This is a genomic window from Pseudoxanthomonas sp. Root65 (genome assembly GCF_001427635.1).
GTDB lineage: Bacteria > Pseudomonadota > Gammaproteobacteria > Xanthomonadales > Xanthomonadaceae > Pseudoxanthomonas_A.
In genome coordinates, this window is sequence record NZ_LMHA01000001.1 from 1,480,667 (window position 1) to 1,502,540 (window position 21,874).

The following is a 21,874-nucleotide window of genomic DNA, read 5'->3' on the forward strand; positions in this document are numbered from 1 at the left end:
AGGACGTCAGCCCGACAGATGCTCGATCGCCGCCACCGCGCGGAAGCGGTCGGCCAGACGCTTGAGCAGGGCCAGGCGGTTGGCGCGCACGGCCGGGTCGTCGGCGTTGACCATCACGCTGTCGAAGAACGCATCGACCTGCGGGCGCAGGCGGGCGAGGTGGTTCAGTACGGTCACGTAGTCATGGTGGTGCAGGGCTTCGTCGGTCTCGCCGATCACCGCTTCCACCGCTTCGGCCAGCGCGCTTTCGGCCGGGTCTTTCAGCAGCGCGCGGTCGATCGCATGCGGGATGGCGATGTCGGCTTTCTTCAGGATGTTGCCGATGCGCTTGTTGGCCGCGGCCAGTGCGTCGGCCTCCGGCAGCGTGGCGAAGGTGCCGATGGCGTCCAGGCGGGTGTCGAAGTCGTAGAGCGAGGCCGGGACGGGATCCAACTCTGCAACCGCACTGAAGTGAGCAGCAGGCACCCCCTTCTCTGCATAGTAGCTACGCAGGCGATCAAGAATGAAGGGATAGATTTCCTGGAAATTGGTTTCTACCAACGACCTCTGCTGACTATGCGTTGTGGGTGCATCGACTCCCTTCTCGCGGGCGGAGTCTGCAGCAGCGACTTTTGCACGAAGAGAGACATCAGACATTGCGAACATGACGAGTTCTGCAGCCTTCTGGATCAGCGAGCGGACATCAAGATTTAATCCACTCTCGATCACCGTGCGCGCCAGCCCCAATGCATTCCGCCGCAGCGCAAACGGATCCTTGTTGCCGGTCGGCTTCAGCCCGGCGGCGAACCCGCCCGCCAGCGTATCGAGGCGTTCGGCGATGGCCAGCACCTTGCCCAGCGGCGACAGCGCGATGTCGTCGCCTGCGAAGCGCGGCTGGTAGGCCTCGTCGATGGCCAGCGCGATCTCCTTCGGCTCGCCCGCCGCGAGCGCGTAGTGGCGGCCGGCGATGCCCTGCAGTTCGGGGAACTCGTTGACCATGCGCGACTGCAGGTCGTTCTTCGCCAGTTCCGCGGCGCGACGCGCCTGCACCGGATCGGCGCCGACCTGCGCGGCGATGGTTTCCGCCAGCGCCGCTACGCGCGCGACCTTGTCGGCGACGCTGCCCAGCTTGGCCTGGTAGGTGACGGTCTTCAGGCCGTCGCCCATCGACACCAGTCCCTGCTTCAGGTCCTCGTCGAAGAAGAACTTCGCGTCGGAGAAGCGCGGACGGATCACGCGCTCGTAGCCCTTGCGGACTTCGTCGACGTCCTGCGATTCGATGTTGGCGATGCCGATGAAGTGCTCGGTCAGCTTGCCGCCATCGCTCAGCACCGGGAAGAACTTCTGGTTGATCTCCATCGTCTCGATCAGCGCTTCCTGCGGCACGGCGAGGAACGCGGACTCGAAGCTGCACAGCACCGCCGACGGCCACTCGGTCAGGCAGACCACCTGTTCCAGGTTGTCGTCGGTGATGCGCGCACTGCCGCCGGCCCGGGCTGCGGCCTGCTGCACTTCCTCGACGATGCGCGTGCGGCGTGCGTCGGCATCGACCAGCACCCTGGCAGCGCGCAGCGCATCCACATAGTCGTCAGGCTGGCCGATCCACACCGGCTTGTCGTGCTCGAAGCGATGGCCGCGGCTCATGCGGTCGGAGGTCACGCCCAGCACCTGCGCGTCCACCACGTCCTGGCCCAGCAGCAGCACCAGCCAGTGCACCGGCCGCGCGAAGGCGTAGTCGTGGTCGCCCCAGCGCATCGGCTTGGGGATCGGCATGCCGGCCAGCGCCTCGCGCACGATGTCGGCCAGCAGGTCGGCGGTCCTCGCGCCGGGCTTCACCGCGCGATGCACGAAGCGTTCGCCCTTGCCGTCGGTGGTGCGCTCCAACTGCGTCCAGTCGATGCCGGCCTTGGCGGCGAAGCCTTCCAGCGCCTTGGTCGGCGCACCGTTCGCATCCAGCGCGATGTTGAGGTACGGGCCCAGCACTTCGGACTTCTGCTCGGGCTGCTCCACCTCGACCGCCGGCAGCAGCACCGCCAGGCGGCGCGGCGTGTACAGCGGCTTGGCGTCGCCGCGCTCGAACCCGATGCCGCGCTTTTCCAGCGCCGCGATCACGCCGTCGAAGAAAGCCTGCGCCAGGCCCGGCAGCGCCTTGACCGGCAGCTCTTCGGTGCCCAGTTCGATCAGCAGGGATGTTTGTTCGCTCATGTGCATGCAACCTTGAGTTGTTCCCTTCTCCCTGCGGGAAAAGGTGCCCGAAGGGCGGATGAGGGTGCGGCGGAGTCGTTGGGGGTGAACGATCCGGATGTCGCCGTACCCTCTCCCCAACCCCTCTCTCCCACAGGGACTTCCTGCGGTCGCCGACGGGAGAGGGGCTTCAAGCGGATTCTTTCTTCAAACCAGGAAACCCCAGCTTCTCCCGCTGCGCGTAATACGCCTCGGCCACCGCCTGCGCCAGCTTGCGCACGCGCAGGATGTAGCGCTGGCGCTCGGTGACGGAAATGGCGCGACGTGCGTCCAGCAGGTTGAAGCTGTGGCTGGCCTTGCAGACCTGCTCGTACGCAGGCAGCGGCAGGCCGACCTCGACCAGCTTCAGCGCTTCCTTCTCGCAGGCGTCGAAGCGGTGGAACAGTTCCTCCACGTCGGCATGCTCGAAGTTGTACGTGCTCTGTTCCACCTCGTTCTGGTGGTACACGTCTCCATACTTCACCACGCCCTGCGGACCGACCGTCCACACCAGGTCGTACACGTTGTCGACGTTCTGCAGGTACATGCACAGGCGTTCCAGCCCGTAGGTGATCTCGCCCAGCACCGGCCGGCATTCCAGCCCGCCGGCCTGCTGGAAGTAGGTGAACTGGGTGACTTCCATGCCGTTCAACCACACTTCCCAGCCCAGGCCCCAGGCGCCGAGCGTCGGCGATTCCCAGTTGTCCTCGACGAAGCGCAGGTCGTGCACGCGCGGGTCGATGCCCAGCGCCTTCAACGACCCCAGGTACAGCTCCTGGATGTTGTCCGGGTTGGGCTTCATCACCACCTGGTACTGGTAGTAACGCTGCAGGCGGTTGGGGTTCTCGCCATAGCGGCCGTCGGTGGGGCGGCGGCTGGGCTGCACGTAGGCGGCATTCCACGGCTCCGGTCCCAGTGCGCGCAGGAAGGTGGCCGGGTGGAACGTGCCGGCGCCCACTTCCAGGTCCAGCGGCTGGATCAGCACGCAGCCCTGCTCGGCCCAGTACTGGTTCAGGGTCTGGATCAGGGCCTGGAAGCTGAGGCCCTGGAAGCTGGTTACCGGTGAAATGGTTTGTCCGGTCATCGCGTTATCGTGCACTGCGGAAAAGCGGGCTAGTATACGGGCAAGCCCTTGTCCTTCCGCCCTTTTCGCCCGTTCGCCGCCGTCGTGGATACCTCCGTGAAAGCCCCGTTCCTCATCGTTGAAACCGGCCAGCCGGTGCGCTCGATGCGGCGTTATGGCGGCTTCCCGCACTGGATCCGCGTGGCCGCCGGACTGGAGGCCGACGAGACGGTGGTGGCGAACGTGGAGCGTGGCGACGTGCTGCCGTCGCGCGAGGGCTTCGCCGGCGTCATCGTCAGCGGCTCCGCCGCGATGGTCACCGACCGCGCCGACTGGAGCGAGCGCAGTGCCGACTGGCTGCGCGACGCCGCCCACGGAGGCCTGCCGCTGCTCGGCATCTGCTACGGCCACCAGCTGCTGGCGCATGCGCTGGGCGGCGAGGTGGCCTACAACCCGGCCGGGCGCGAATCCGGCACCGTCCACATCGACCTGCATCCGCAGGCGCAGGACGATCCGCTGTTCGCCGCGCTGCCGCTGAAATTCACCGCGCATGCGACCCACGTGCAGACTGTGGCCCGTCCGCCGGAGGGCGCCACCGTGCTGGCGCGCTCCGAGCAGGACGACTGCCATGCGTTCCGCTGGCGCGACCGCGCCTGGGGCGTGCAGTTCCACCCCGAATTCGCCACCCACCACATGCGCGGTTACGTGCATGCCCGCGCCGACCATCTGCGCAGCGAAGGGCGCTGCCCGGGCACCATCGCCCGCAGCGTGACGGCGGCGCCGCAAGCCCGCAAACTGTTGCGGCGGTTCGTCCGCCATGCGCGTGGCCTGCACGCGCGCTGAGTCTCCTCGTTCCATACCTCCCCCGAGATCCCCGATGTCGACGATCAACAAGGTGCCGGCCAGTGCCGGCGCGGAATGGCTGCTGGCGGGCTTCGCGCTGCTGAAGCGGGCGCCGGTGCCGCTGGCCACGCTGGCCGTGCTGTGGGGCCTGTTGTCGATGGTCGTGATGCTGGTGGCGGTGACGCTGCCGGCGATGACGCTGGCGATGCAGTTCCTGCTGGTGCTGGCGGGGCCGCTGTTCTTCGCCGGCATGCTGTGGGCCGTGCGCGAAGTCGACCAGGGACGCGCCGCGCAGCCGTCGCACCTGCTGCAGCCGGTCCGCGACGGCCATGCGCCGGCCTTGCTGGCCACCTTGCTGCCGCAATTGCTGGCCGCGCTGGTGATGGGGGCGTTGTTGTTCGTGCTGGTGGGCACCGAACAGCTGCAGCACCTGGCCGAGGTCTACCAGCAGATGCAGACCATCGCGGCCGCCGGCGGCCAGCCCGATCCCTCGCTGGTGGAAGGCCTGCCGGCCGGCCGCCTGCTGTTGTGGCTGCTGCTGGTGGCGATCGTCTTCGTGGCGGTGAAGTGGATGACGTTCGTCGCCTCGCCGCAGATCCTGTTCTCCGGCGCCCACGTCATGGACGCCATGCGCAACAGCCTTCGCGCCTGCCTGCACAACTGGACGGCCATGCTGGTGTTCTACCTGCTGGCGGGCATCGCGATCTTCGCCGTCGGCATGGGCTCGCTGCTGGTGGCGTCGATCCTGGCGCTGGCGGTCGGTGCGACCATCGCGATGGGCCTGTGGCAGTTCGCGCTGCTGGCGCTGGTGATGCCGGTGCTGGCCGGTGCGGCGTATGCGGCGTGGCGGCAGATGCTGGGCAAGGGCGACGCGGTTCCCGGTGCGCCCACGGCGCCGGCGCGGATCGAGGTCTGAGCCTCAGGCACCGCGAGTGGTGGGCCAAGGCCCACCCTACGAGGCGACCAGATTGAGGGAGCGTGATGGATTATCCGTCCGGGCGCGCTGCGGTGCGTTCGGCAGCGTGACGGCTCAAGCGCTGTCGGGGCGCGGGCGCGGCTTCAGCCAGCCCGCGGCGATGATGCCCAGCTCGTACAGCAGGCACATCGGGATGGCGAGCATCAGCTGCGACACCACATCGGGCGGGGTGATCAGCGCGGCGATGACGAACACGCCGACGATGGCATAGCCCCGGCCTTCGCGCAGCTGCTGCGGCGTCACCCAGCCCAGCAGCACCATGATCACCAGCGCCACCGGCAGCTCGAAGCTGACGCCGAAGGCCAGGAAGATCACCATCACGAAGTCCAGGTACTTTGCCGGGTCCGGCGCCAGCGTCACGATGTCCGGCGTGAACACCGTCAATGCGTGGAACACGCTGGGCAGCACCAGGAAGTAGGCGAACGCGCAGCCGGCATAGAACAGCGCGATGGACGAGACCAGCAGTGGCACCGCCAGCCGCTTCTCGTGCTTGTACAGGCCGGGTGCGACGAAGCTCCATGCCTGGTACAGCAGCCAGGGCGAGGAGAGGAACAGGGCGAGGAAGAACGCCAGCTTGATCGGCGCGAAGAACCCGGACGTGGGATCGCTGGCGATCATCTGCGTCGCCTGGCCGGCGGGCAGTTGGGAAATGAGCGGTTGCGCCAGGCGGTCGTACAGCTGGCGCACGAACGGCAGCAGCGCCAGCAGGATCACGCCGGTCCCCGCCAGCCCGCGCATCAGCCGCGTGCGCAGTTCCAGCAGGTGTTCCATCAGGCTGCTTTCGGCCTCCTGGCCCCCGAATTCGCGGTTCATCGCGATTCCTTCGGCGGAAACAGGTCGGCGGTGGTGCCGGTTGCGGGTTCGGCGGCCTGGTCCTGCGGCGCATCGACAGGCGCATCGGCCGTCGAGGCGGCACGTACCTCGTGTTCGATCAACGGGTCGGGGTCCGCGGCCGCAGGCGCGGCGGGCGGTCTCGCCAGCGCGGGGGGCGTGATGGCGGACTCGACGTCGTCGCGCAGCGCCTTGGCATCGTCCCGCGCGGCCTGGCGGACGTCCTCGAACTGGCGTTCGGTCTCTTTCGCGCTGTCGCGGATGCGCTGTTCGGTGTCGCGCAGCGCGTCCTGGGCATCCTTGAGGTTGCGCTTGAGTTCTTCCGAGGCGAGTTCGCGCTCCAGCTCGTCCTTCACCGAATACCACTGCGCGCGCGCCCGGCGCACCCACAGGCCGGCGAAGCGCGCCGCCTTGGGCAGGCGCTCGGGACCCAGCACGATCAACGCGACGACCGCGACGACCAGCAGTTCACTGAAGCCGATATCGAACATGGCGGCTGCGATGCCGCGCGATCAGCTGGCGTCGCGGTCGCGCTCTTTGGCGGCGCTGGACTCGTCGGTGCGCGACTGGTCGTTCAACTGCCCGGCCGGCTTGTCGTCGTCCTTCATGCCCTTCTTGAAGCCCTTGACCGCTTCGCCCAGGTCCTGGCCGGCATTGCGCAGGCGCTTGGTGCCGAAGACGAGCAACACGACCACCAGCACGATGATCCAATGCCAGATGCTCAAACTGCCCATGGTGTGCTCGCAGGAAAGTTGGGGCGCTCAGGATAGCGCAGGCGGGCCGCCGGGATGGCGACCCATCGCCCATTACTTCCGTCAGGGTGTGGTGTCGAGCGGCTCGGTGCGCACTTCGCCGTCCTGCACGGGCTCGAATCCCTGCGTCTGGGCGGGCGCCTCGACCACCACCGGCGCCACCGCCGGTGCGGGCGCCTGTGCCGTCGCGGGGGCGGCACCGGTGGTACCGCGATTGCCGCGGGCCAGCTCGGTGACTTCTTCCAGTTCGTCGCGGAAGCCGACCACGGCATCCGACGGCTGGCCGGCGCGACTCTCGAAGATGGCGCGCGGCGTGGCGGCGCTGCCGTAGACGGCGGTGTTGGCGTCATCGTCGATCTGCAGCACTGCGCCATCCAGCGCCACGCCGGCGAACAGGCCACGCGCGCGAGACCACGACCAGATCTCGGCCTTCAGCTGGCCATCGGTGGACGCGCTGGCATTGCGGCCGACCGGACCGGCGGCGACGCCGGCATCGGCGCCGAGGGTGAACTTGCCGTTGACGATGGAGTCGAGCGAGCGGTCGTTGCGGAACACCAGCACCACGTCGGAGGACTGCACGCCGGCCTGGAAGCCGATGCTGCCGCCGGTGAGCTTGATGAACACCGGCTGCGACCAGCTGCCGTCGGCATTCTTCACCGACATCAGGCCATGGCCGCGACGGCCGCCGATTACCAGGCCGGCCTTCAGGGTGTCGGGGATGACGATGATCGCCTTGCCCTCGTCGAGCAGCTTGTCGGGGATGCCGTTCTCGGGGATGCGCTGGATCTCGTTGAGCACGCGCACCGCATTGGTGGCGCGCTCGTCTTCCTTGGGACCCGCGATGGCCTGGCCGGCGAACAGGGCGGCGGCCAGCGCAAGCGCGGTGGGCGGCAGCAGGCGACGGGAGGTGCGGTTCATGGCGGCTCCATACAGGGGTTTCGCAGCAGAGGGCTGCAACCGCCTGAAACTAGGCGGGGGCGGATGAATCGGCGCTGACAGCGACGGCGCCGGGCGCATGCTCTGCCACAATACGCGGATGCACGACACGCCCCCCACCGCCCTGCTCGTCGTCAACCTCGGCACGCCCGAGGCACCGACGCCACGCGCCGTCCGCCGCTACCTGGCCGAGTTCCTGCACGACCATCGCGTGGTGCAGCTGACGCGCTGGCTGTGGTGTCCGCTGCTGCATTTCATCATCCTGCCGCTGCGCGGACCGAAGGCGGCGGCGAAGTACGCCAGCATCTGGCTGCCCGAGGGCTCGCCGCTGGCGGTCTACACGCGGCGGCTGGCCGAGGCCCTGCAGGCGCGGTTGCCGGACTGGCGCGTGCACGACGCGATGCGCTACGGCGCGCCCTCCGTGGCCACGCGCCTGCGCGCGCTGCGTGCCGACGGCGTGCAGCGCGTGGTGGTGCTGCCGCTGTATCCGCAGTACTCCACCACGACCACCGAATCGGTGCGCGATGTGGTGGTGCGCGAAGCGGCGGGGCTGGACGTGCGCTTCATCGACGACTACTCGGTCGATGCCGGCTGGGTGGCCGCGGTGGTGGACTCGATCCGGCAGTGGCGCGATGGCCAGGGCGCAGGCGAACACCTGCTGTTCTCGTACCACGGCCTGCCGCAGCGGCTGGCCCGCAACGGCGATCCGTACCCGCAGCGCTGCGAGGCCAGCACGCGCGCCATCGTGCAGGCGCTGGGCCTGCGTGACGACGAATGGACGCTGACCTACCAGTCCCGCTTCGGCAAGGAGCGCTGGCTGGAGCCGGCCACCGACACCACGCTGCAGGCCCTGGCTGCGCGCGGTGTGCGCAAGGTCGACGTGGTCTGCCCCGGCTTTGCGGTGGACTGCCTGGAAACCCTGGAGGAAGTCGGCATCGGCTTTGCCGAGGAGTTCGCCCACGCCGGCGGCGCGCTGCGCTACATCCCCTGCCTCAACGACGATGCCCGCCATGTGGAAGCGCTGGCCGCCTTGGCCTGCCGGGCGGGCGACGCGGACGCATGAGGCTGCGCGAGTTCGCCGTCGACATTCCGCTCGGGCGCATCACCGGCCTGCGGGGCGGCGGCGAGGGCCCGCGGGTACTGGCGCTGCACGGCTGGCTGGACAACGCGGCGAGCTTCGTGCCGCTGGCCGCGCATCTGCCGGGGGTGCACCTGGTGGCGCCCGACCTGCCGGGCCATGGCCGCAGCGCGCATCTCGCGCCGGGCGCGGAGTACACCAGCGGCGTGGCGGTCAACGCGGTGCTGGACATCGCCGATGCGCTGGGCTGGGAGACGTTTTCGCTGCTGGGGCACTCGATGGGCGCCGGCATTGCCAGCCTGATGGCGGCGGCCGTGCCGCAGCGGGTGCAGCGGCTGGTGGCGATCGAAGCATTGGGCGGCCTGGCGGAAACCGTCGAGCGCACCGCCGATCGCTGGCGCGAGGCGATCGCGGCCGCGCGTGCGCTGCCGGGCAAGCAGTTGCGCGTGTTCGCCGATCTCGCCGCGCCGGTGCGCGCGCGGATGCTGGCCAACCAGTTGAGCGAACCGGCGGCGCGGCTGCTGGTGGAGCGCGGCGTGCGGCCGGTGGAGGGCGGTTTCGTCTGGAGCAGCGACCCGCGGCTGACCCTGCCCACGCCGCAGCGGCTGGATGAGGCGCAGCTGGCGGCGCTGGTGGCCGGCATCGCCTGCCCGGCCACGGTGGTCTATGCGGACCCGCCGCAGGTCTACTTCCCCGAGCCGCTGCGCTCGCAGCGCGCGGCGCTGCTGCCCGACGGCCGCCTGCACGTGCTGGCCGGCACGCATCACCTGCACATGGAAGATCCGGCCGCGGTGGCGGCGCGGATTTCAGCGTTTCTGCGCGAGACCTGATCCCGCGCGCTTGGCGTGGGAGAACTCCAGCGCCAGGCGCACGTCGCCCTTGCGGATCGGCGCGGTGCTGCGCCACCACGCGGCGGTGGCGGCATCCAGTTCGCTGTCCTCCTGCGCCAGGCGGCGCAGCAGGGTGATGTCCTCGGCGCTGGCCAGTTGCTCGTCCGGCAGGTAGTAGCGCTCCAACGGCAGGCGTGCGGCCTCGGGGGTGCGCGTGACCCGGGCGATCAGCGCCGCGGCCGACAGTCCCAGCAGGACATAGCCGGTCAGCAGCACCGGAACGGAGTCGCGCGCGCTGCCCAGCCAGGCGACCACGCCGGCGATGACCAACAGCATGAGCAGCAGCCGGGCGAGGCGGTCGAAGCGCTCGATCTTGCTGGCGGCGCGCCGCCGCTCCCGCGCGCGCGTACCGACTTCCTCCACCGACACGCTCTTGCGGCTCATCAACGCGCGCCGGGCACCGAGGCTGGCGGCCGTTTCAGAAGGCGGGATGGCATACAGGGAGAACCCGCGCAGCGAAGGCGTACGGGGGGTGGCGACCGGGTTGCCGGCAGCCGACGGGTCGACAGGCGGGACGGAGGACAGCGGGAAAATCGGGCGACGGTCCATGGGCGGTTTCGAAGGGAAAGGAGGGCCGCGTGGCCGGGTCCCCCAGAGACCTGCCGGCATCGGCTTGCCCCTCAAATCGTGATGCACATCTCATTCCGGACATGAGATGTCTCACATCACGTTCCGCGCCCTCAGTCCGCCGCCAGCAGCCGGTGCAGCCGGGCCTTCAGTCGCCGCCCCTCGGCGTGGAACCATGCCCGCTCGTCCCGCCAGTCGGGGAAACGCGCCTCGACTTCCTGCCAGAAGGCCGGCGAATGGTTGGCCTGCAGCAGGTGGCACAGCTCGTGGACCAGCACGTACTCGAAGGCCGAGGGCCGGCCCAGCACCAGTGCCAGGTCCAGCGTCAGGGCCCCATCCGGCGCCAGCGAGCCCCATTGCGAAGACATCACCTTCAGCCGGATCTGGCGCGGCGCGCGCGGCAGTCCTGCGAGGTAGGCCGGCAGCCAGCGGCCGATGTCGGCCCGCGCCTCGGCTTCGTAGAACGCGCGCAAGGTCCGCCGCAAGGTGGCCTCGCTGACGCGGGCGGGCAGGTGCACGTGGATGCCGTCCGCGTGCCGTTCGATGCGGGCGAAGCGGCCCTCGAGCCAGTGCAGCGGCACGTCCTCGCCGCGCAGCGGCAGGTGCGTGGAGACGCCCGGCACGAACGCCGAGGCGTCTTCGTCCGGCGCATGGCGGGCGATCTGGTCGGCCAGCCAGCCGCGGTGCTGCTGCAGGAAGCGGTCGCCGGCCACCAGGCTGGCGCGCCAGGGCAGCGTCAGCCGCGCGCCGCGTTCGTCGATGCTCAGCTTCAGCCGCTTGGCGCGCGGATCGCGCACCCGCTGGACCTCCAGGTCGCGGCCGTCCTCCAGTTGCAGCGTCACCGTGTCGCGTTCGACGCTGCGGGGCGTGCGGGTGGTCAGGCGCTGGAGCAGGGACGGCATGGCGCGATGGTAGCGGAAGCGGCGTGCTGCGAAGGCATCGCGCAGAGCGGAGCATGCTCCGCGCCACGCAGCGGCGGTCACTCCGCCTTGCTGAGCTTCAGCGCGTGCTCCAGTACCAGGAACAGCCGCTTCAGTTCGCCGGCCATCAGCGCGAAGCGGGCATCGAGCTCGGCGCGCAGGTCGTCGTGTTCGGCGTTCTCCAACTGGTCGACGGCCCCGTCGAGGAACTTCAGCTTGCGCACGATCAGGTCTTCGCCGAGGACGAACGACACGTGATCGTCCAGCACCAGCGCCAGCTTGGTGACCTGCTTGCCGGCTTCCAGATGCTTGGCGATCTCGTCGCTCTGCAGTTCCTGGTTCTGGCACTTCACCACCGCACCGCCTTCCATCGCGTCCTTCAGCTCGCACTCCTCGCCCAGCGACAGGCCTTCCGGCAGCGGCTCACCGGCGATCCAGCCGGTCAACACGCTGCGCGGCGCGACTTCGGCATTCAGGGGCAGCGCGGGGAAACTGCCCAGCGCGCGGCGGACTTCCGACATCACGTTCTCGCCGGTCTTGCGCGAGGACGCATCGACGGCGATGAAGCCGTGCTCCAGGTCGATCAGCGCATCGGTGCGCGACGGTTTGACGAAGGCACGCGGCAGCAGCTCGTGCAGCAGGTCGTCCTTCAGCCGCTTGCGGGTCTTGCCGCCGGGCTTGCGGCCTTCCTTCGCCTCGATCTCCAGCAGCTTCTTCTGCAGCAGGTCGTTGACCACCGCGCCGGGCAGGATCTTGTCCTCGCCGCCGACGCTCAGCCAGATGGCGTCGCTGATGCGGTGGGACAGCGCCTCTTCGCCACGACCGAACGGCGAGATGAAGCCGCGCGAGGACAGCTCCAGCGGGCCGACCGGCTTCAATGCGGCTTCCGGAAGCAGCTCATCGAGCTGGGAGAAATCGAGGGAGGTGGGGAAGCGGAACAGCGTCAGGTTGCGAAAGAACATCGGGGAATCAGGGTCCGGTAAATGAGGGGAATGCGTGCGGTTGTTTTGCCCGTCATCCCGGCGAAAGCCGGGATCCATTCTGCTTCTGCTGTCCGCCAGCCCGCTGAAGCACAAGCGCGATAGGGATCCCGGCTTTCGCCGGGATGACGGCGGGGTGTGGCGAGGTCAGGTGTCTTCGTCCGCCAAGGCGGGGTGCGGCTCGCCGACCAGCCACGCGTGAGCGTCCGGCAGCGTAGCGCCATCGCGGTGACCCAGCGAGAGGAAATCGAACAGCTTCGGATCGCTCAGCTGCGACGGGCGGATGTCGCCCAGCGCGCGCGCGATGGTTTCGATGCGGCCGGGCGTCTCGCGTTCCCATCCGTCCATCATCTTCTTGACCTGCTTGCGCTGCAGGTTCTCCTGGCTGCCGCACAGATTGCACGGAATGATCGGGAAGCCCTTGGCTCCGGCGTACGCGGCGATGTCATCCTCGCGCACGTAGGCCAGCGGGCGGATCACCACGTGCTTGCCGTTGTCGGACAGCAGCTTGGGCGGCATGCCCGAGAGCTTGGCGTGGAAGAACAGGTTGAGGAAGAACGTCGCCACCAGGTCGTCGCGGTGGTGGCCCAGCGCGATCTTGGTGAAACCGTTCTCCTCGGCATAGCTGTACAGCGAACCGCGACGCAGGCGCGAGCACAGCGAGCACATCGTCTTGCCTTCCGGGATCACCCGGCTGACCACCGAATAGGTGTCCTGCTCGATGATGTGGAACGGCACGCCGACGCGTTCCAGGTACTCGGGCAGCACGTGCTCGGGAAAGCCGGGCTGCTTCTGGTCCAGGTTCACCGCTACCAGCTCGAAGCGCACCGGCGCCTTTTTCTGCAGCTGCAGCAGGACGTCCAGCATCGTGTAGCTGTCCTTGCCGCCGGACAGGCACACCATCACCTTGTCGCCCTCCTCGATCATGCCGAAGTCGGCGATCGCCTGGCCGACCTGGCGGCGCAGGCGCCTGGCCAGCTTGCCCTGCTCGTGCGCGACCCGGCGCGGATTGGCAGCGGGACGGCGCAGGACGGGATCGGGCAAGGGCAGGACGGTGCTCATGGCGCCATTGTACCGGGCCGTCCCAGGACGGCCGTCGGGTGCCCGGCAGCCGGCCCGTCAATCCGCGGCGGAAGCGTCCTGCGGCGCGCCGTCCCCTGCGGGCGCATCGGACGCCGGCGCCTCGTCCTCCGGCATCCAGGCGGAGGAGGGATACCGGCCTGGCATGGTCCCGCCTTCCGGCCATGCCAGCCACGCCATCGGTCCGGAGGTGCGGATGGTCATGCCGTCACGGGTTTCTTCCGGGATCGTCGGCATTTTCCAGAAGCCGGGCTTGGGGAAGGGCTGCAGGTCTTGGGCGTACACGCGTGGCAGCAGCGCAGCGGCCTTTGCCGCATTGCCTTCGATGGCCTGCCGCAACGGCGCGCAGTCGTCAGCCACCCAGGTCCGTGCCCGCTCGGTGGAGGCGTGGCGCAACGACCATTCCGCCGAGCGTGCTTCCTCGAGGCGGTGCTGGTGGCTGGTGTACTTGCTGGCGACCCGGCGCCGCGCCTCGACATCGCCACGGTTGGCGGCTTCGACCAGGGCGTCGCCGCCGCTGGCGACCCAGTCCGCTTTCGCTTCTTCCACCAGTCGCTGGATGTCTTCGGGTGTCTTCGCAGGCAAGGGCGCGGCGGGGCTCGCGACGGTGATCTGGCCGTCCCAGCTGACCCGTGAATCCTTGCCGCGCTCGCCCTTGTGGGCGTACATCACGTGCGCCGTGGTCAGCAGGTAGTCCAGGTCCGCCGTGAGCGCGTAGCTGACCAGCAGCATGTGGCGCTCGTCCTTGGCGGACACCACGTCGTCCAGGGTCTGCTTTCCGGTCAGCACGTGGCGGGCAACGACCGGCCGGGCGTCGTGCGAGGCCACCGGTTCCAGCGCATCCATGAAGGTCGCGCTGCCGTCGAGCAGGCAGCCATGCTGTCGCAGCACGTCGTAGGCCGGTTGCACGGTGGCACGCGCTTCCTTCAGGCGCTGGTGCTCGATGCCGGCGACGACCAGGCCGCCGATCAGGTTGCCGGCCAGCAGCGCACCCGCCGGGATGGAGTTGGACACGACCGTGGGTGCGCCGGCCGTACCGAAGTACGGCGCCTGCATGCGGGTGCGGTCGTTCAACGTGACCAGATGCAGCGGCGCGGCGCGCAAGGTATCCAGCGGAGGAGGTTGACGGTCGGCGGCGCCGACCGCAGGCGACAGGGCGCACGACAACAGCGCCGCGCAACCGCAACGTGAAAGCATGGACATCGATTCGCCCCTGGATGTGATGTGGCCGGCCCCCTTGCCGGCGGCCGATCCTAGCACCGCGCGGAACGACGCATGCGATGACGGTGTGGAGCGGGACGGTGTACGCTCGCCGCGTGGAAATCGACAACCCCGCCGACATCGCCGAGAAGATCGCCGCACTCAGGACCGAGCACCGTGACCTGGACGACGCCATCGTGCGCCTGGTGGAGGACGGGGATGCCGACGAGGTGGCCATCAAGCGGCTGAAGAAGCGCAAGCTGTGGCTGAAGGACTGCATCGCGCGGCTGGAGAGCGCGCTGATCCCGGACGAACCGGCCTGACGCCACGGCGTCGCTCCGGCCGGACGGTCGAAGCTCGAATCTGACGCTGGGCGTCACCCGCGGCGGTGCGATTGCCGTCCATCGCGCCCATCGCGAGCGTCGGAACGCCGCATGGCGGCCGTTTCCGGCCCGCACGCGGTCTTGCGCGCAGTTGGCCCGATGCTTGCTTCATAGCCGGGTGTGGGGATTTCCCCGACCGACTGACCGTCTGCCGTCCTGCCGGCGCCGCGGTTCCCAACGACAAGCCGTTGCGCTGACGCGCGGTGGCGAGGGAGTGGCATGGAGCAGGACAAGCCGTTCAACCACCGGATGCCGGTGTCCGCCCGCGAGGCGCGGATCGCCTCGGCGTCGGCCGACGCGGCGCTGGCCGGCATTGGGCTGCGGATGCTGCGCATCCTGCCAGGCGAGCCGCTCGGCGATGTGCCGCGCCTGCGTCGTGAAGTGTATTTCTACGAACAGGGCCAGTTCGGCGACCGCAGCCGGCGCGTCACCGACGGCCTGGATGCGTGCGGCACCACGCTGGCGGTGGAGAAGGGCACGCAGGCGATCGCCACGCTGCGGCTGCACGACTTCTCGTCGCTGGCGGTGCAGGTGGAGTACGGCAGCCTGTTCCAGATCGACGACTTCGCACGCACCTGGCCGCTGTCGCAGGTGGCGGTGGGCACGCGCTTCGCCGTGCAGGCCGACCAGCGCAACAAGCCGGTGGTGGACCGGCTGATGGAAGAGGTCTACCGCTGGGCGCAGGAATCGCGCATCCAGTTCTGCCTGATCGCCTGCGAGCCGTTCCTGCATGGCGTGTTCGAGCACTACGGCTTCCGCGAATACCTGCCGCCGGCGATCCTGCCCGGCGGCGTGGACCTGCTGCGCATGGTGCTGGTGATGGAGGACGAGCCCTACCTGTCCGAATGCGGCTCGCCGCTGCACCGACTGATCCGCGAGCCCGCGCGCGCGCTGCCTGCGAAAGCGTGGTTGACGCGGTCGTTCCACGCCATGACCTGAGCCGGAACGGCCTCAGCAGACCGCGTTGAGGGCGCCCAGCAGGCGGACCAGTGCGGGCTGACTGCGTTCGCCGGTCTTGTCGAACACCACTTTCAGCCGCGTCTGCGCGGTGGATATCGCCACGCCGCAATCCTGTGCCGCCAGACCCAGGTCAGCGTGCTGCAGTAGCGCCACTGCCAGCCGGCGTTCGGACTCTGTCAGGCCGAACAGATGCTGCAGGGCGTGCTCCATGCGTGCCGGGTTGGCCGCAGCGCCGGGTTGCGCGAAGACCAGCAGCGCCGCATCGCCAGCGAGCAGCGGCGGAGCAAGCGGATGCGCGGTGATCGCCAGCGCACCGATGCCGGGCGCCTGCACTACCAGCTTCTCCACATCCCCAACGCGGCCATCCGTTCGCGCCAGCGTGGCGCGCGCGAGCAACTGCTGCAAGGCGGCGTCCTGCCAACCAGGTGCTGACAGTCGGCCCGACACGCGATGCAGCACGCCCAGGCCGAGCAGGCGTTCCCCGGCGGCATTGGCCCGCAACACCTGGCGATTGGCGGACAGGGTGAACACCGCCATCGGCGCCTGTTCCAGTGCCACCTCCAGCGAGTCCACGCGCTGCTGCAGCAGGTCGAGGCGCCGCATGATGGCGTAGGCATTCACCCAGTGGGGCACCACACGCTTGAACAAGCCGAGTTCATCCTCGTTGAACAGGCGATGGCGGTCGTCGCGGCAGATCGACAGGGTGATGGAGTTGGCGCCGTCGTAGTGACCCACCGCCGCCACCTGCTGCTCCACGCCGAACTGCCGGTAATAGGCGTTGTAGACGTCGGTGCGGCGCATCTGCGCGTTGGGCAACAGGTCTTCGGTATTGAACACGCGGCCGGTGGCGAGGTGCGGTGTCGCACGGCTGATCCAGGGGTCGATGTTGAGGTCGAGCGACTGCAGCTCCATTGCCACCTGCCGGGGATCGACGCCGGCCACGCGCGCCACGCTGCCGCGACCACATTGCACGTCGTGCCCCAGAATGGCGGTGATGTGGCTGCCCGTGGACTGCCCGAGCAGGAGGTTGAAGTCGTCCAGCCGGTCCGGGTCCAGGATCGACTCGTACAGCGGCTCGAGCACGCGCGCGAGGGCGTGGTCGTCGTTCATCGGATGCCCCCTGTGGTGGTGCGCGGATCGCGTCCGGCCCATCTTCACCGCAGTTAATTACGAAATGCGCCCGAACACAAGCCGAATCGCGCCCTTGCGTCAAGTCCGGAACGGGAGTGCGCGCTTCTGTCGCAGGTCGCTATCGTTCCCCGAAGGGGCGTGATCGCCGCATGCGGCGGATCGCACGGAGCCATGGGGAGATGGCGACCGGGGGATGCGCGGACTCAAGGAAGACGAGGGAAGTGCCGATAAGGCTGCGAGGGAATGCGCCATGGCACCGCGTGGCGCCAATGCACCCCGACCGTCCCGTCCGGAATCCGATCATGCCGCTGCTCCGCGCCCTCGTCGTCCTCGCCTGCCTGACCATCGGCCTGCCCTTCGCTCACGCGCAGGACGGGGCGCCGGATATACCCGCTGTCGACGCCGCCGCATGGGGCCCCTACGCTCGGCTGCTGGAGCGCAGCTGGCAACTCGGCGAAGGCTATCGCGTGACTTGGGAATGGTTGTCGCCTGGCCAGGAACTCCGCGAGCAGTGGATCAATCCGCACGACGGCAAGGTGGTCCAGACCAACGTCATCCGACCGGGCGACACGCCAGGCCGACTCCAGCTGACCTCGTCGTTGCTCGGCATGAATCTGAAGTGGCAGGGGCGCGTCGCTTCAGCGGATGAAGTGGTCTGGGCGCGCGAGGGCATGGTCAAGCTGCCGTACCGACTGCGCTTCGCTGACGACGGCCAGGTGCTGTACGAGGGCGTCAAGCTCAAGGACGAGCTGGTGACGGACGTGAAGTACATGCACGTGATGAAGCCGATGGCGCTGGACGCCGCGGCTCCGGCGGTCGTGGCGGTCGCGATGACCGCCGACGCTCCGCTTGGCACCACGGACGCGCCGGTGACCGCAGCAGGCGTCGAAGCGCCCGCGTCCCCCACCACATTCGCGCAGGCGGACGCGCCGCTGCAGACGCCTATGCTGGCTTCAGAGCAGATCATCACCGGCCTGGGACCGCTGTCGGCGTTTGCGGGACAAACGTTCACGTGGTGCACCCCCTCCCAGGTCGGCGGCAAGAACTGCTACATCCGCTTCATCGAAACAGGCGACGGCCTCCAGATCTGCTTCTTCCCGGCGGACTTCAGCACCAGCTGCGAATTCACTTACGCGGCCATGCCTTCCGACAAGAAACCGGGCGAACTGAAGCTGACGAACGTGACCTCCCGGAAAGGGGAGTACTACGTCAGCACGGGTGCGCGCTGGAAGGAGAGCGGTCAGGTGCTCGAGTTCACTACGCGCAAGAAGTACTACGAGAGCCTGCTGACGGAAGCCATCAAGCTGACCATGGCGCCGCACACAGGCTGGGTGAGCAACGCCGATTTCTGGGTGGCGCGCGACGGGACACTGAGGTGGCGCAGCTACGGCTGGACGGCAGGCATGCTGGGCGGCAAGTCCGACGCCTACGACACGACCTACGAGCTGAAGCCGGTGACACCGGCGCTTGTACAGGAGTACAGCACCATCTACGCCAGTTGGAAGGTCCAGGGTGACTACCAGCGCCAGATCGATGCCCAGCGCCGTCGTGAAGAGGAGGCGCAGCGCGAGGCGAACTTCGCCGCGTTCATGGGCGGTCTCAATGCGGTGGCGACTACCGTCCAGCAGGACATGGCCGAGGTCGACCGCGCCAACCAACGTGTCGCCGATGCACGCCGCGCGATGGAAGAAGCGCAGGCGCGGGAGCAGGCGCGCCAGCAGGCCGAGCAGGCGGAACAGCTGCGCGCGCGACAGCAAGCGCAGCAGAGCGCCCTCGCACAGCAGCAGACCAATGCGCAGGTCGCCGAGCAGGCGCGACAACAGGCGGCGCGCGAGGCCGAGCAGCGGCGCGTAGCGCAACAGCAGGTTGCCGACCAGGCACGCAGGAAGCAGAAGGAAGAAGCCGAGCGCAAGCGCCAGGCCGCCGCGCAGAAGCTGGCCGAAGACCAGGCGCGGCAGCGCCAGCAACAGGAATGGCAACAGAGCCTGCTGCAGGCCCGCAACAGCCTGCGCCTGCGCGCCGACATCTGCCTCGGCGGCAGCGGCCGCTATTACGTCATCGGCCCGAAGACCAGCGTCAAAGGCTGCGCGACCGTGCATTACGAGGCCCGCTGCACGGGAACCCCCCAGGGCGCCGGCGTGCAGGGCACCCAGCACAACTACATCGGCGGCAGCTGCATGGGCGTGGGTGACGCGATCGCCATCCCCGGTTCGCCGTTGTCGTGCCCGGTCGAGCAGGTGATCGTGCGCGTGACAGACGTGACGGGGTGCCAGTGAGGACGACCACCGGCAACCCGTTTCGCGCATCCTCTTCGCCGTAGACCCACGTTCGCCACCGCCTTCAGCAAGGACTTTGCCCGTGATGCCATTTCGCTGCGCCACCCGATCCCGCTCGAAAAGCGCGGGCGTGATACTGCTTGTCGTGCTGGCCGCCGCCGGTCGGACCGCAGATGCAGAGGAGAAGCCGCAATGGCTCCGTGCGGTCGAGGCGGCGAACGAACTAACGTACAAATGCTTCGGCGAAGAGAACGACGCCGACTGCAAGGCGATGATCGGCCATTACGACAAAGCGATGGCCGCGCCGGACGCGGACAACGCGATCCGTCATGAGGTGTTCAAGCATCGGATGAATGCCATCGCCGCGCGTGGCGGCAACCTCGTCGAGGCGGGCGACATCGCACAAGCGCTGCCGCTGCTCCACGCAGGACACGCCGAGATGCGGACGCACCTCGACGGCGGAAAGCATGCGCACACGGTGATCGACAACCTGCGCCTGCAAGGCTGGTTCCTGGAGGCGTTGGTCGCGTCCGGCGACCTGGAGAATGCGGAAACGGTGGTGGACCTGCCACGACAGCTGGTGCCCCAGTACTACGAGCTGCTCGCCAAATCCAGCGGCAACGAAAGAACGATGTCGCTGATCACCGAAGGCGTGGTACGCAGCGAGGAACTGGAGACCAAGTACGGCAACGCGCTGGCAGCACGCGCCGATGCATGGGGGAGCGACGCTCGCGCGAAGGTGGCGCGCGGCCGCGCCATCGTGGCGTACCGCAATGCACTGAAGTGGCTGGAGCGTGGCGATGCGGAGGGCTGGACCATGCCGTTCCAGGGTACCAACGCGATCCGTTTCGCGGAACTCAACAACGCGCTCGGCAAGGCATTGTTCGCGTCCGGTGATCGCAAGGGCGCGGTCGAGGCGCACAAACTCGCGTTTGTCGCCGCCAGCTGCAAGGGGTTCGACGACGGCTCGCTTCATGACTTCGACAAGATCACCGCGGCCAGGCCGTGTCGGGAAGCGGTGGCCGGCTACATGGCGGCATCCGGCGAGACGCAGCGCCTCGCCAAGGACGCGGCGGAGACGATGTACCGGCAGCAGATGGAGTTGTACGGAAAAGACATCAGCGATCTGCTGCGCGCAGCGCCGAAGCAGGTGGATTGAGCGGGGTCGATCGGCGAGGCGTGCTCGCCGGATACCGCGTCTTCCAGGTAGACCTGTTCACTGGTGTGGCGCGATCAATGGCCAACGACGGATCTGGCGTCTGGCGCGACTTGCCCGGCGTTCGCAGAACATCAGCAAATATCAAGACGAGACAGCGCCCCAAGGGCGATAGGAAAACCGAATGAGCATCGCCAAGAAGATCTGCGCTCTCGCCCTGCTGGTTGCCCCGTTCCAGGCCCATGCGCAACAGCAGACGGTGGAAGGCGCCCACCTGTTCCTCTCGAAAGTGGTCGAACAGGGCGCCACCACCTTCGAGATCGACAGCGGGAACGGCTGGAACAACATGAGCGCGGACAAGTCGTACTGCCGCTACTACAACTACGACACCGCATCCGGCATCAGGGCCGGCGAGTATGGCTGCAGTGACTACAAGACGTCGACTCATATGGTTGCGGACTTCAAACTGACGTCGATCATCAAGTTGACGCGATGCGCCTCGCAGATCTCGACGCCTGAAGTCCACGCAAAGGAGATCGAAGTCAACGACGGCCCGAAGAACTACTGGGCCGTGCGTCTGCCTTACCGCAAGCCTTCGTACGGCATCGACTGGGACAAGGTGGCCGAGGTCAAGCAGGAAGGCAGCCGTGTGGTCGTACGCGGCATCAAGCCGGACATCCGCCTCGGCCTCGCTTCCGAAGCCCTGGCTATACGTGTGGCCTACGCGATGGAGTTCCTTCGCACGGAATGCGACGCCACGTCGGGGACGGGGTTCTGATGCGCAAGGCTCTTTCCCGCGCATCTGCCAGGAACGGCGCATGGCTTGCGCTTGCGCTGTTGATGGCGCCGTGTTTGGCGCAGGCCCAGATTTCCATCGATGCTTCCTGTTTCACCAGCTCCCTTCGCGCCGAGGGGAGGACTGTCGACTTGGTGCGACACGGCGCCCCCGTCAGCTATCCGATCCCGACCGAAGAGTACAACGCGCGATATTGCGTCACCCGAGAGAAGTGCGTTGCCCTGGGCTACTGCAAACCTGCCTCGCCTGCAGAACAGGCAGCCGCCGACAAGCTCAACCCAGGCGCCGCAGCCGAGCGTGCGCGGCTTGAGCGAGAGCGCCGTCAAAAGGAGGCGCAGGCCGAACGCCAGCGCCAGGCCGCCGAGGCCGAGCGCAATCGCAAGGCGGCCGAAGTCGCCCGCGAAACCCGGCGCCTCGGCAGCCATCGCGAAGCGGAGGCGCGGCGGCTGGTGGAGATGCGCGAAGCGGCGGCGAAGGCACGCGGTGGTCCCGCGTCGCGTGCACGCCCTCCTGAAATCGCAGGGGAGCCGCGCAAGGTCTGCACCAGTGCGCCCCTCCGGACCACACTCACCTCAAGGTTCAAGGTGGCCGAAGGTGATGCCCGCGCAGACCTGGCGCGGGATGCGGCCAGCTTGTGCAGGAACAGCACGGGAGATGCCGCTTACAGCACGGAAGCGGTCTCCTGCGTGCGCGAGGACAGGTCGGCCTGGGCGCAGATGCCCGTCGCGCAGCTGGCCAAGCGACCGGCCAACGACCCGCCCAGGGTGGAGTTCAAGTGCTCAGCGCCCATCGTGTGCACCGCACCCAAGGAGACCTGCAAGACCGTGGGTACCGTCCATAGCTCAGGCCAATGA

At 68.3% G+C, this 21,874-nt stretch carries 22 protein-coding genes; 10 read left to right on the top strand and 12 right to left on the bottom strand.

The features are described from left to right. Nucleotides 1-6 precede the first annotated feature (6 nt). A complete protein-coding gene (gene glyS / locus ASD77_RS06460) occupies nt 7-2,184 on the bottom strand; it encodes a glycine--tRNA ligase subunit beta (RefSeq protein WP_055938999.1) in 2,178 nt (725 codons plus the stop codon). A gap of 169 nt (nt 2,185-2,353) precedes the next feature. Next, nucleotides 2,354-3,286: a glycine--tRNA ligase subunit alpha gene (glyQ, locus tag ASD77_RS06465; RefSeq protein WP_055939002.1), complete on the bottom strand. Its 933-nt coding sequence runs from the start codon at nt 3,284-3,286 to the stop codon at nt 2,354-2,356. Between the two features lie 84 nt (nt 3,287-3,370). Here glyQ and ASD77_RS06470 point away from each other — a divergent pair, with 84 nt between their 5' ends. Together ASD77_RS06470 and ASD77_RS06475 are read left to right on the top strand one after the other, a co-directional pair. After that, nucleotides 3,371-4,108 (top strand): glutamine amidotransferase, encoded by a 738-nt coding sequence (locus ASD77_RS06470; RefSeq protein ID WP_327194184.1) that lies wholly within the window; start codon nt 3,371-3,373, stop codon nt 4,106-4,108. 34 nt (nt 4,109-4,142) lie between these two features. Further along, the gene (locus ASD77_RS06475; RefSeq protein ID WP_055939005.1) at nt 4,143-5,024 is read left to right on the top strand and encodes a BPSS1780 family membrane protein; all 882 of its coding nucleotides are present in this window, start codon (nt 4,143-4,145) and stop codon (nt 5,022-5,024) included. Nucleotides 5,025-5,138: 114 nt separating this feature from the next. Here the strand turns inward: ASD77_RS06475 and tatC are convergent, their stop codons facing one another. From tatC to ASD77_RS06495, 4 genes are all read right to left on the bottom strand, one after another. Further along, nucleotides 5,139-5,897, bottom strand: a complete 759-nt coding sequence (tatC, locus tag ASD77_RS06480) for a twin-arginine translocase subunit TatC (protein ID WP_055939007.1) — start codon at nt 5,895-5,897, stop codon at nt 5,139-5,141. Further along, the gene (gene tatB / locus ASD77_RS06485; RefSeq protein WP_055939011.1) at nt 5,894-6,406 is read right to left on the bottom strand and encodes a Sec-independent protein translocase protein TatB; all 513 of its coding nucleotides are present in this window, start codon (nt 6,404-6,406) and stop codon (nt 5,894-5,896) included. Before tatB ends, tatC begins: the two co-directional genes overlap by 4 nt. Before the next feature lie 21 nt (nt 6,407-6,427). After that, nucleotides 6,428-6,649, bottom strand: coding sequence for a Sec-independent protein translocase subunit TatA (tatA, locus tag ASD77_RS06490; protein WP_055939014.1), 222 nt, complete (start codon nt 6,647-6,649; stop codon nt 6,428-6,430). A gap of 81 nt (nt 6,650-6,730) precedes the next feature. Further along, entirely contained in the window at nt 6,731-7,585 is an 855-nt protein-coding gene (locus tag ASD77_RS06495; protein ID WP_055939018.1) for a lipid-binding SYLF domain-containing protein, read from the bottom strand. A gap of 118 nt (nt 7,586-7,703) precedes the next feature. Between ASD77_RS06495 and hemH the strand changes: the two genes are divergently transcribed. Together hemH and ASD77_RS06505 are read left to right on the top strand one after the other, a co-directional pair. Further along, complete coding sequence (gene hemH / locus ASD77_RS06500) at nt 7,704-8,666, top strand: ferrochelatase (protein ID WP_055939021.1); 963 nt, start codon at nt 7,704-7,706, stop codon at nt 8,664-8,666. Next, complete coding sequence (locus tag ASD77_RS06505; protein ID WP_055939024.1) at nt 8,663-9,511, top strand: alpha/beta hydrolase; 849 nt, start codon at nt 8,663-8,665, stop codon at nt 9,509-9,511. Before hemH ends, ASD77_RS06505 begins: the two co-directional genes overlap by 4 nt. Here ASD77_RS06505 and ASD77_RS06510 read toward each other — a convergent pair. The 5 genes from ASD77_RS06510 to ASD77_RS06530 all read right to left on the bottom strand — a co-directional run bounded on the left by ASD77_RS06510 (nt 9,488) and on the right by ASD77_RS06530 (nt 14,321). Next, the gene (locus ASD77_RS06510; RefSeq protein WP_055939034.1) at nt 9,488-10,120 is read right to left on the bottom strand and encodes a hypothetical protein; all 633 of its coding nucleotides are present in this window, start codon (nt 10,118-10,120) and stop codon (nt 9,488-9,490) included. The genes ASD77_RS06505 and ASD77_RS06510 overlap by 24 nt on opposite strands. A gap of 131 nt (nt 10,121-10,251) precedes the next feature. Next, nucleotides 10,252-11,040, bottom strand: coding sequence for a SprT family zinc-dependent metalloprotease (locus ASD77_RS06515; RefSeq protein WP_055939036.1), 789 nt, complete (start codon nt 11,038-11,040; stop codon nt 10,252-10,254). A 77-nt stretch (nt 11,041-11,117) separates the two neighbouring features. Continuing rightward, entirely contained in the window at nt 11,118-12,020 is a 903-nt protein-coding gene (locus ASD77_RS06520; protein ID WP_055939039.1) for a recombination-associated protein RdgC, read from the bottom strand. 165 nt (nt 12,021-12,185) lie between these two features. After that, nucleotides 12,186-13,100 (bottom strand): tRNA 2-thiocytidine(32) synthetase TtcA, encoded by a 915-nt coding sequence (gene ttcA, locus ASD77_RS06525; RefSeq protein ID WP_055939042.1) that lies wholly within the window; start codon nt 13,098-13,100, stop codon nt 12,186-12,188. 57 nt (nt 13,101-13,157) lie between these two features. Next, nucleotides 13,158-14,321: a hypothetical protein gene (locus ASD77_RS06530; protein WP_055939045.1), complete on the bottom strand. Its 1,164-nt coding sequence runs from the start codon at nt 14,319-14,321 to the stop codon at nt 13,158-13,160. Nucleotides 14,322-14,398: 77 nt separating this feature from the next. Between ASD77_RS06530 and ASD77_RS06535 the strand changes: the two genes are divergently transcribed. Next, nucleotides 14,399-14,641 carry a YdcH family protein gene (locus tag ASD77_RS06535; protein WP_082563153.1) on the top strand — a complete coding sequence of 81 codons (243 nt, stop codon included), beginning with the start codon at nt 14,399-14,401 and terminating at the stop codon, nt 14,639-14,641. Between the two features lie 279 nt (nt 14,642-14,920). After that, entirely contained in the window at nt 14,921-15,640 is a 720-nt protein-coding gene (locus ASD77_RS06540; RefSeq protein WP_055939048.1) for a GNAT family N-acetyltransferase, read from the top strand. A gap of 12 nt (nt 15,641-15,652) precedes the next feature. Here ASD77_RS06540 and ASD77_RS06545 read toward each other — a convergent pair whose 3' ends face one another. Then, nucleotides 15,653-16,771, bottom strand: a complete 1,119-nt coding sequence (locus ASD77_RS06545; RefSeq protein WP_055939050.1) for a PAS domain-containing protein — start codon at nt 16,769-16,771, stop codon at nt 15,653-15,655. Between the two features lie 323 nt (nt 16,772-17,094). On the opposite strand from ASD77_RS06545, the gene ASD77_RS06550 reads away from it, so the two are divergent. From ASD77_RS06550 to ASD77_RS06565, 4 genes are all read left to right on the top strand, one after another. After that, entirely contained in the window at nt 17,095-19,068 is a 1,974-nt protein-coding gene (locus ASD77_RS06550) for a cell envelope integrity protein TolA (RefSeq protein WP_156383494.1), read from the top strand. 130 nt (nt 19,069-19,198) lie between these two features. Next, nucleotides 19,199-20,227 carry a hypothetical protein gene (locus ASD77_RS06555; protein ID WP_162247604.1) on the top strand — a complete coding sequence of 343 codons (1,029 nt, stop codon included), beginning with the start codon at nt 19,199-19,201 and terminating at the stop codon, nt 20,225-20,227. A 181-nt stretch (nt 20,228-20,408) separates the two neighbouring features. Beyond that, nucleotides 20,409-21,002, top strand: a complete 594-nt coding sequence (locus ASD77_RS06560) for a hypothetical protein (RefSeq protein ID WP_055939060.1) — start codon at nt 20,409-20,411, stop codon at nt 21,000-21,002. After that, entirely contained in the window at nt 21,002-21,874 is an 873-nt protein-coding gene (locus ASD77_RS06565; RefSeq protein WP_156383496.1) for a hypothetical protein, read from the top strand. Before ASD77_RS06560 ends, ASD77_RS06565 begins: the two co-directional genes overlap by 1 nt.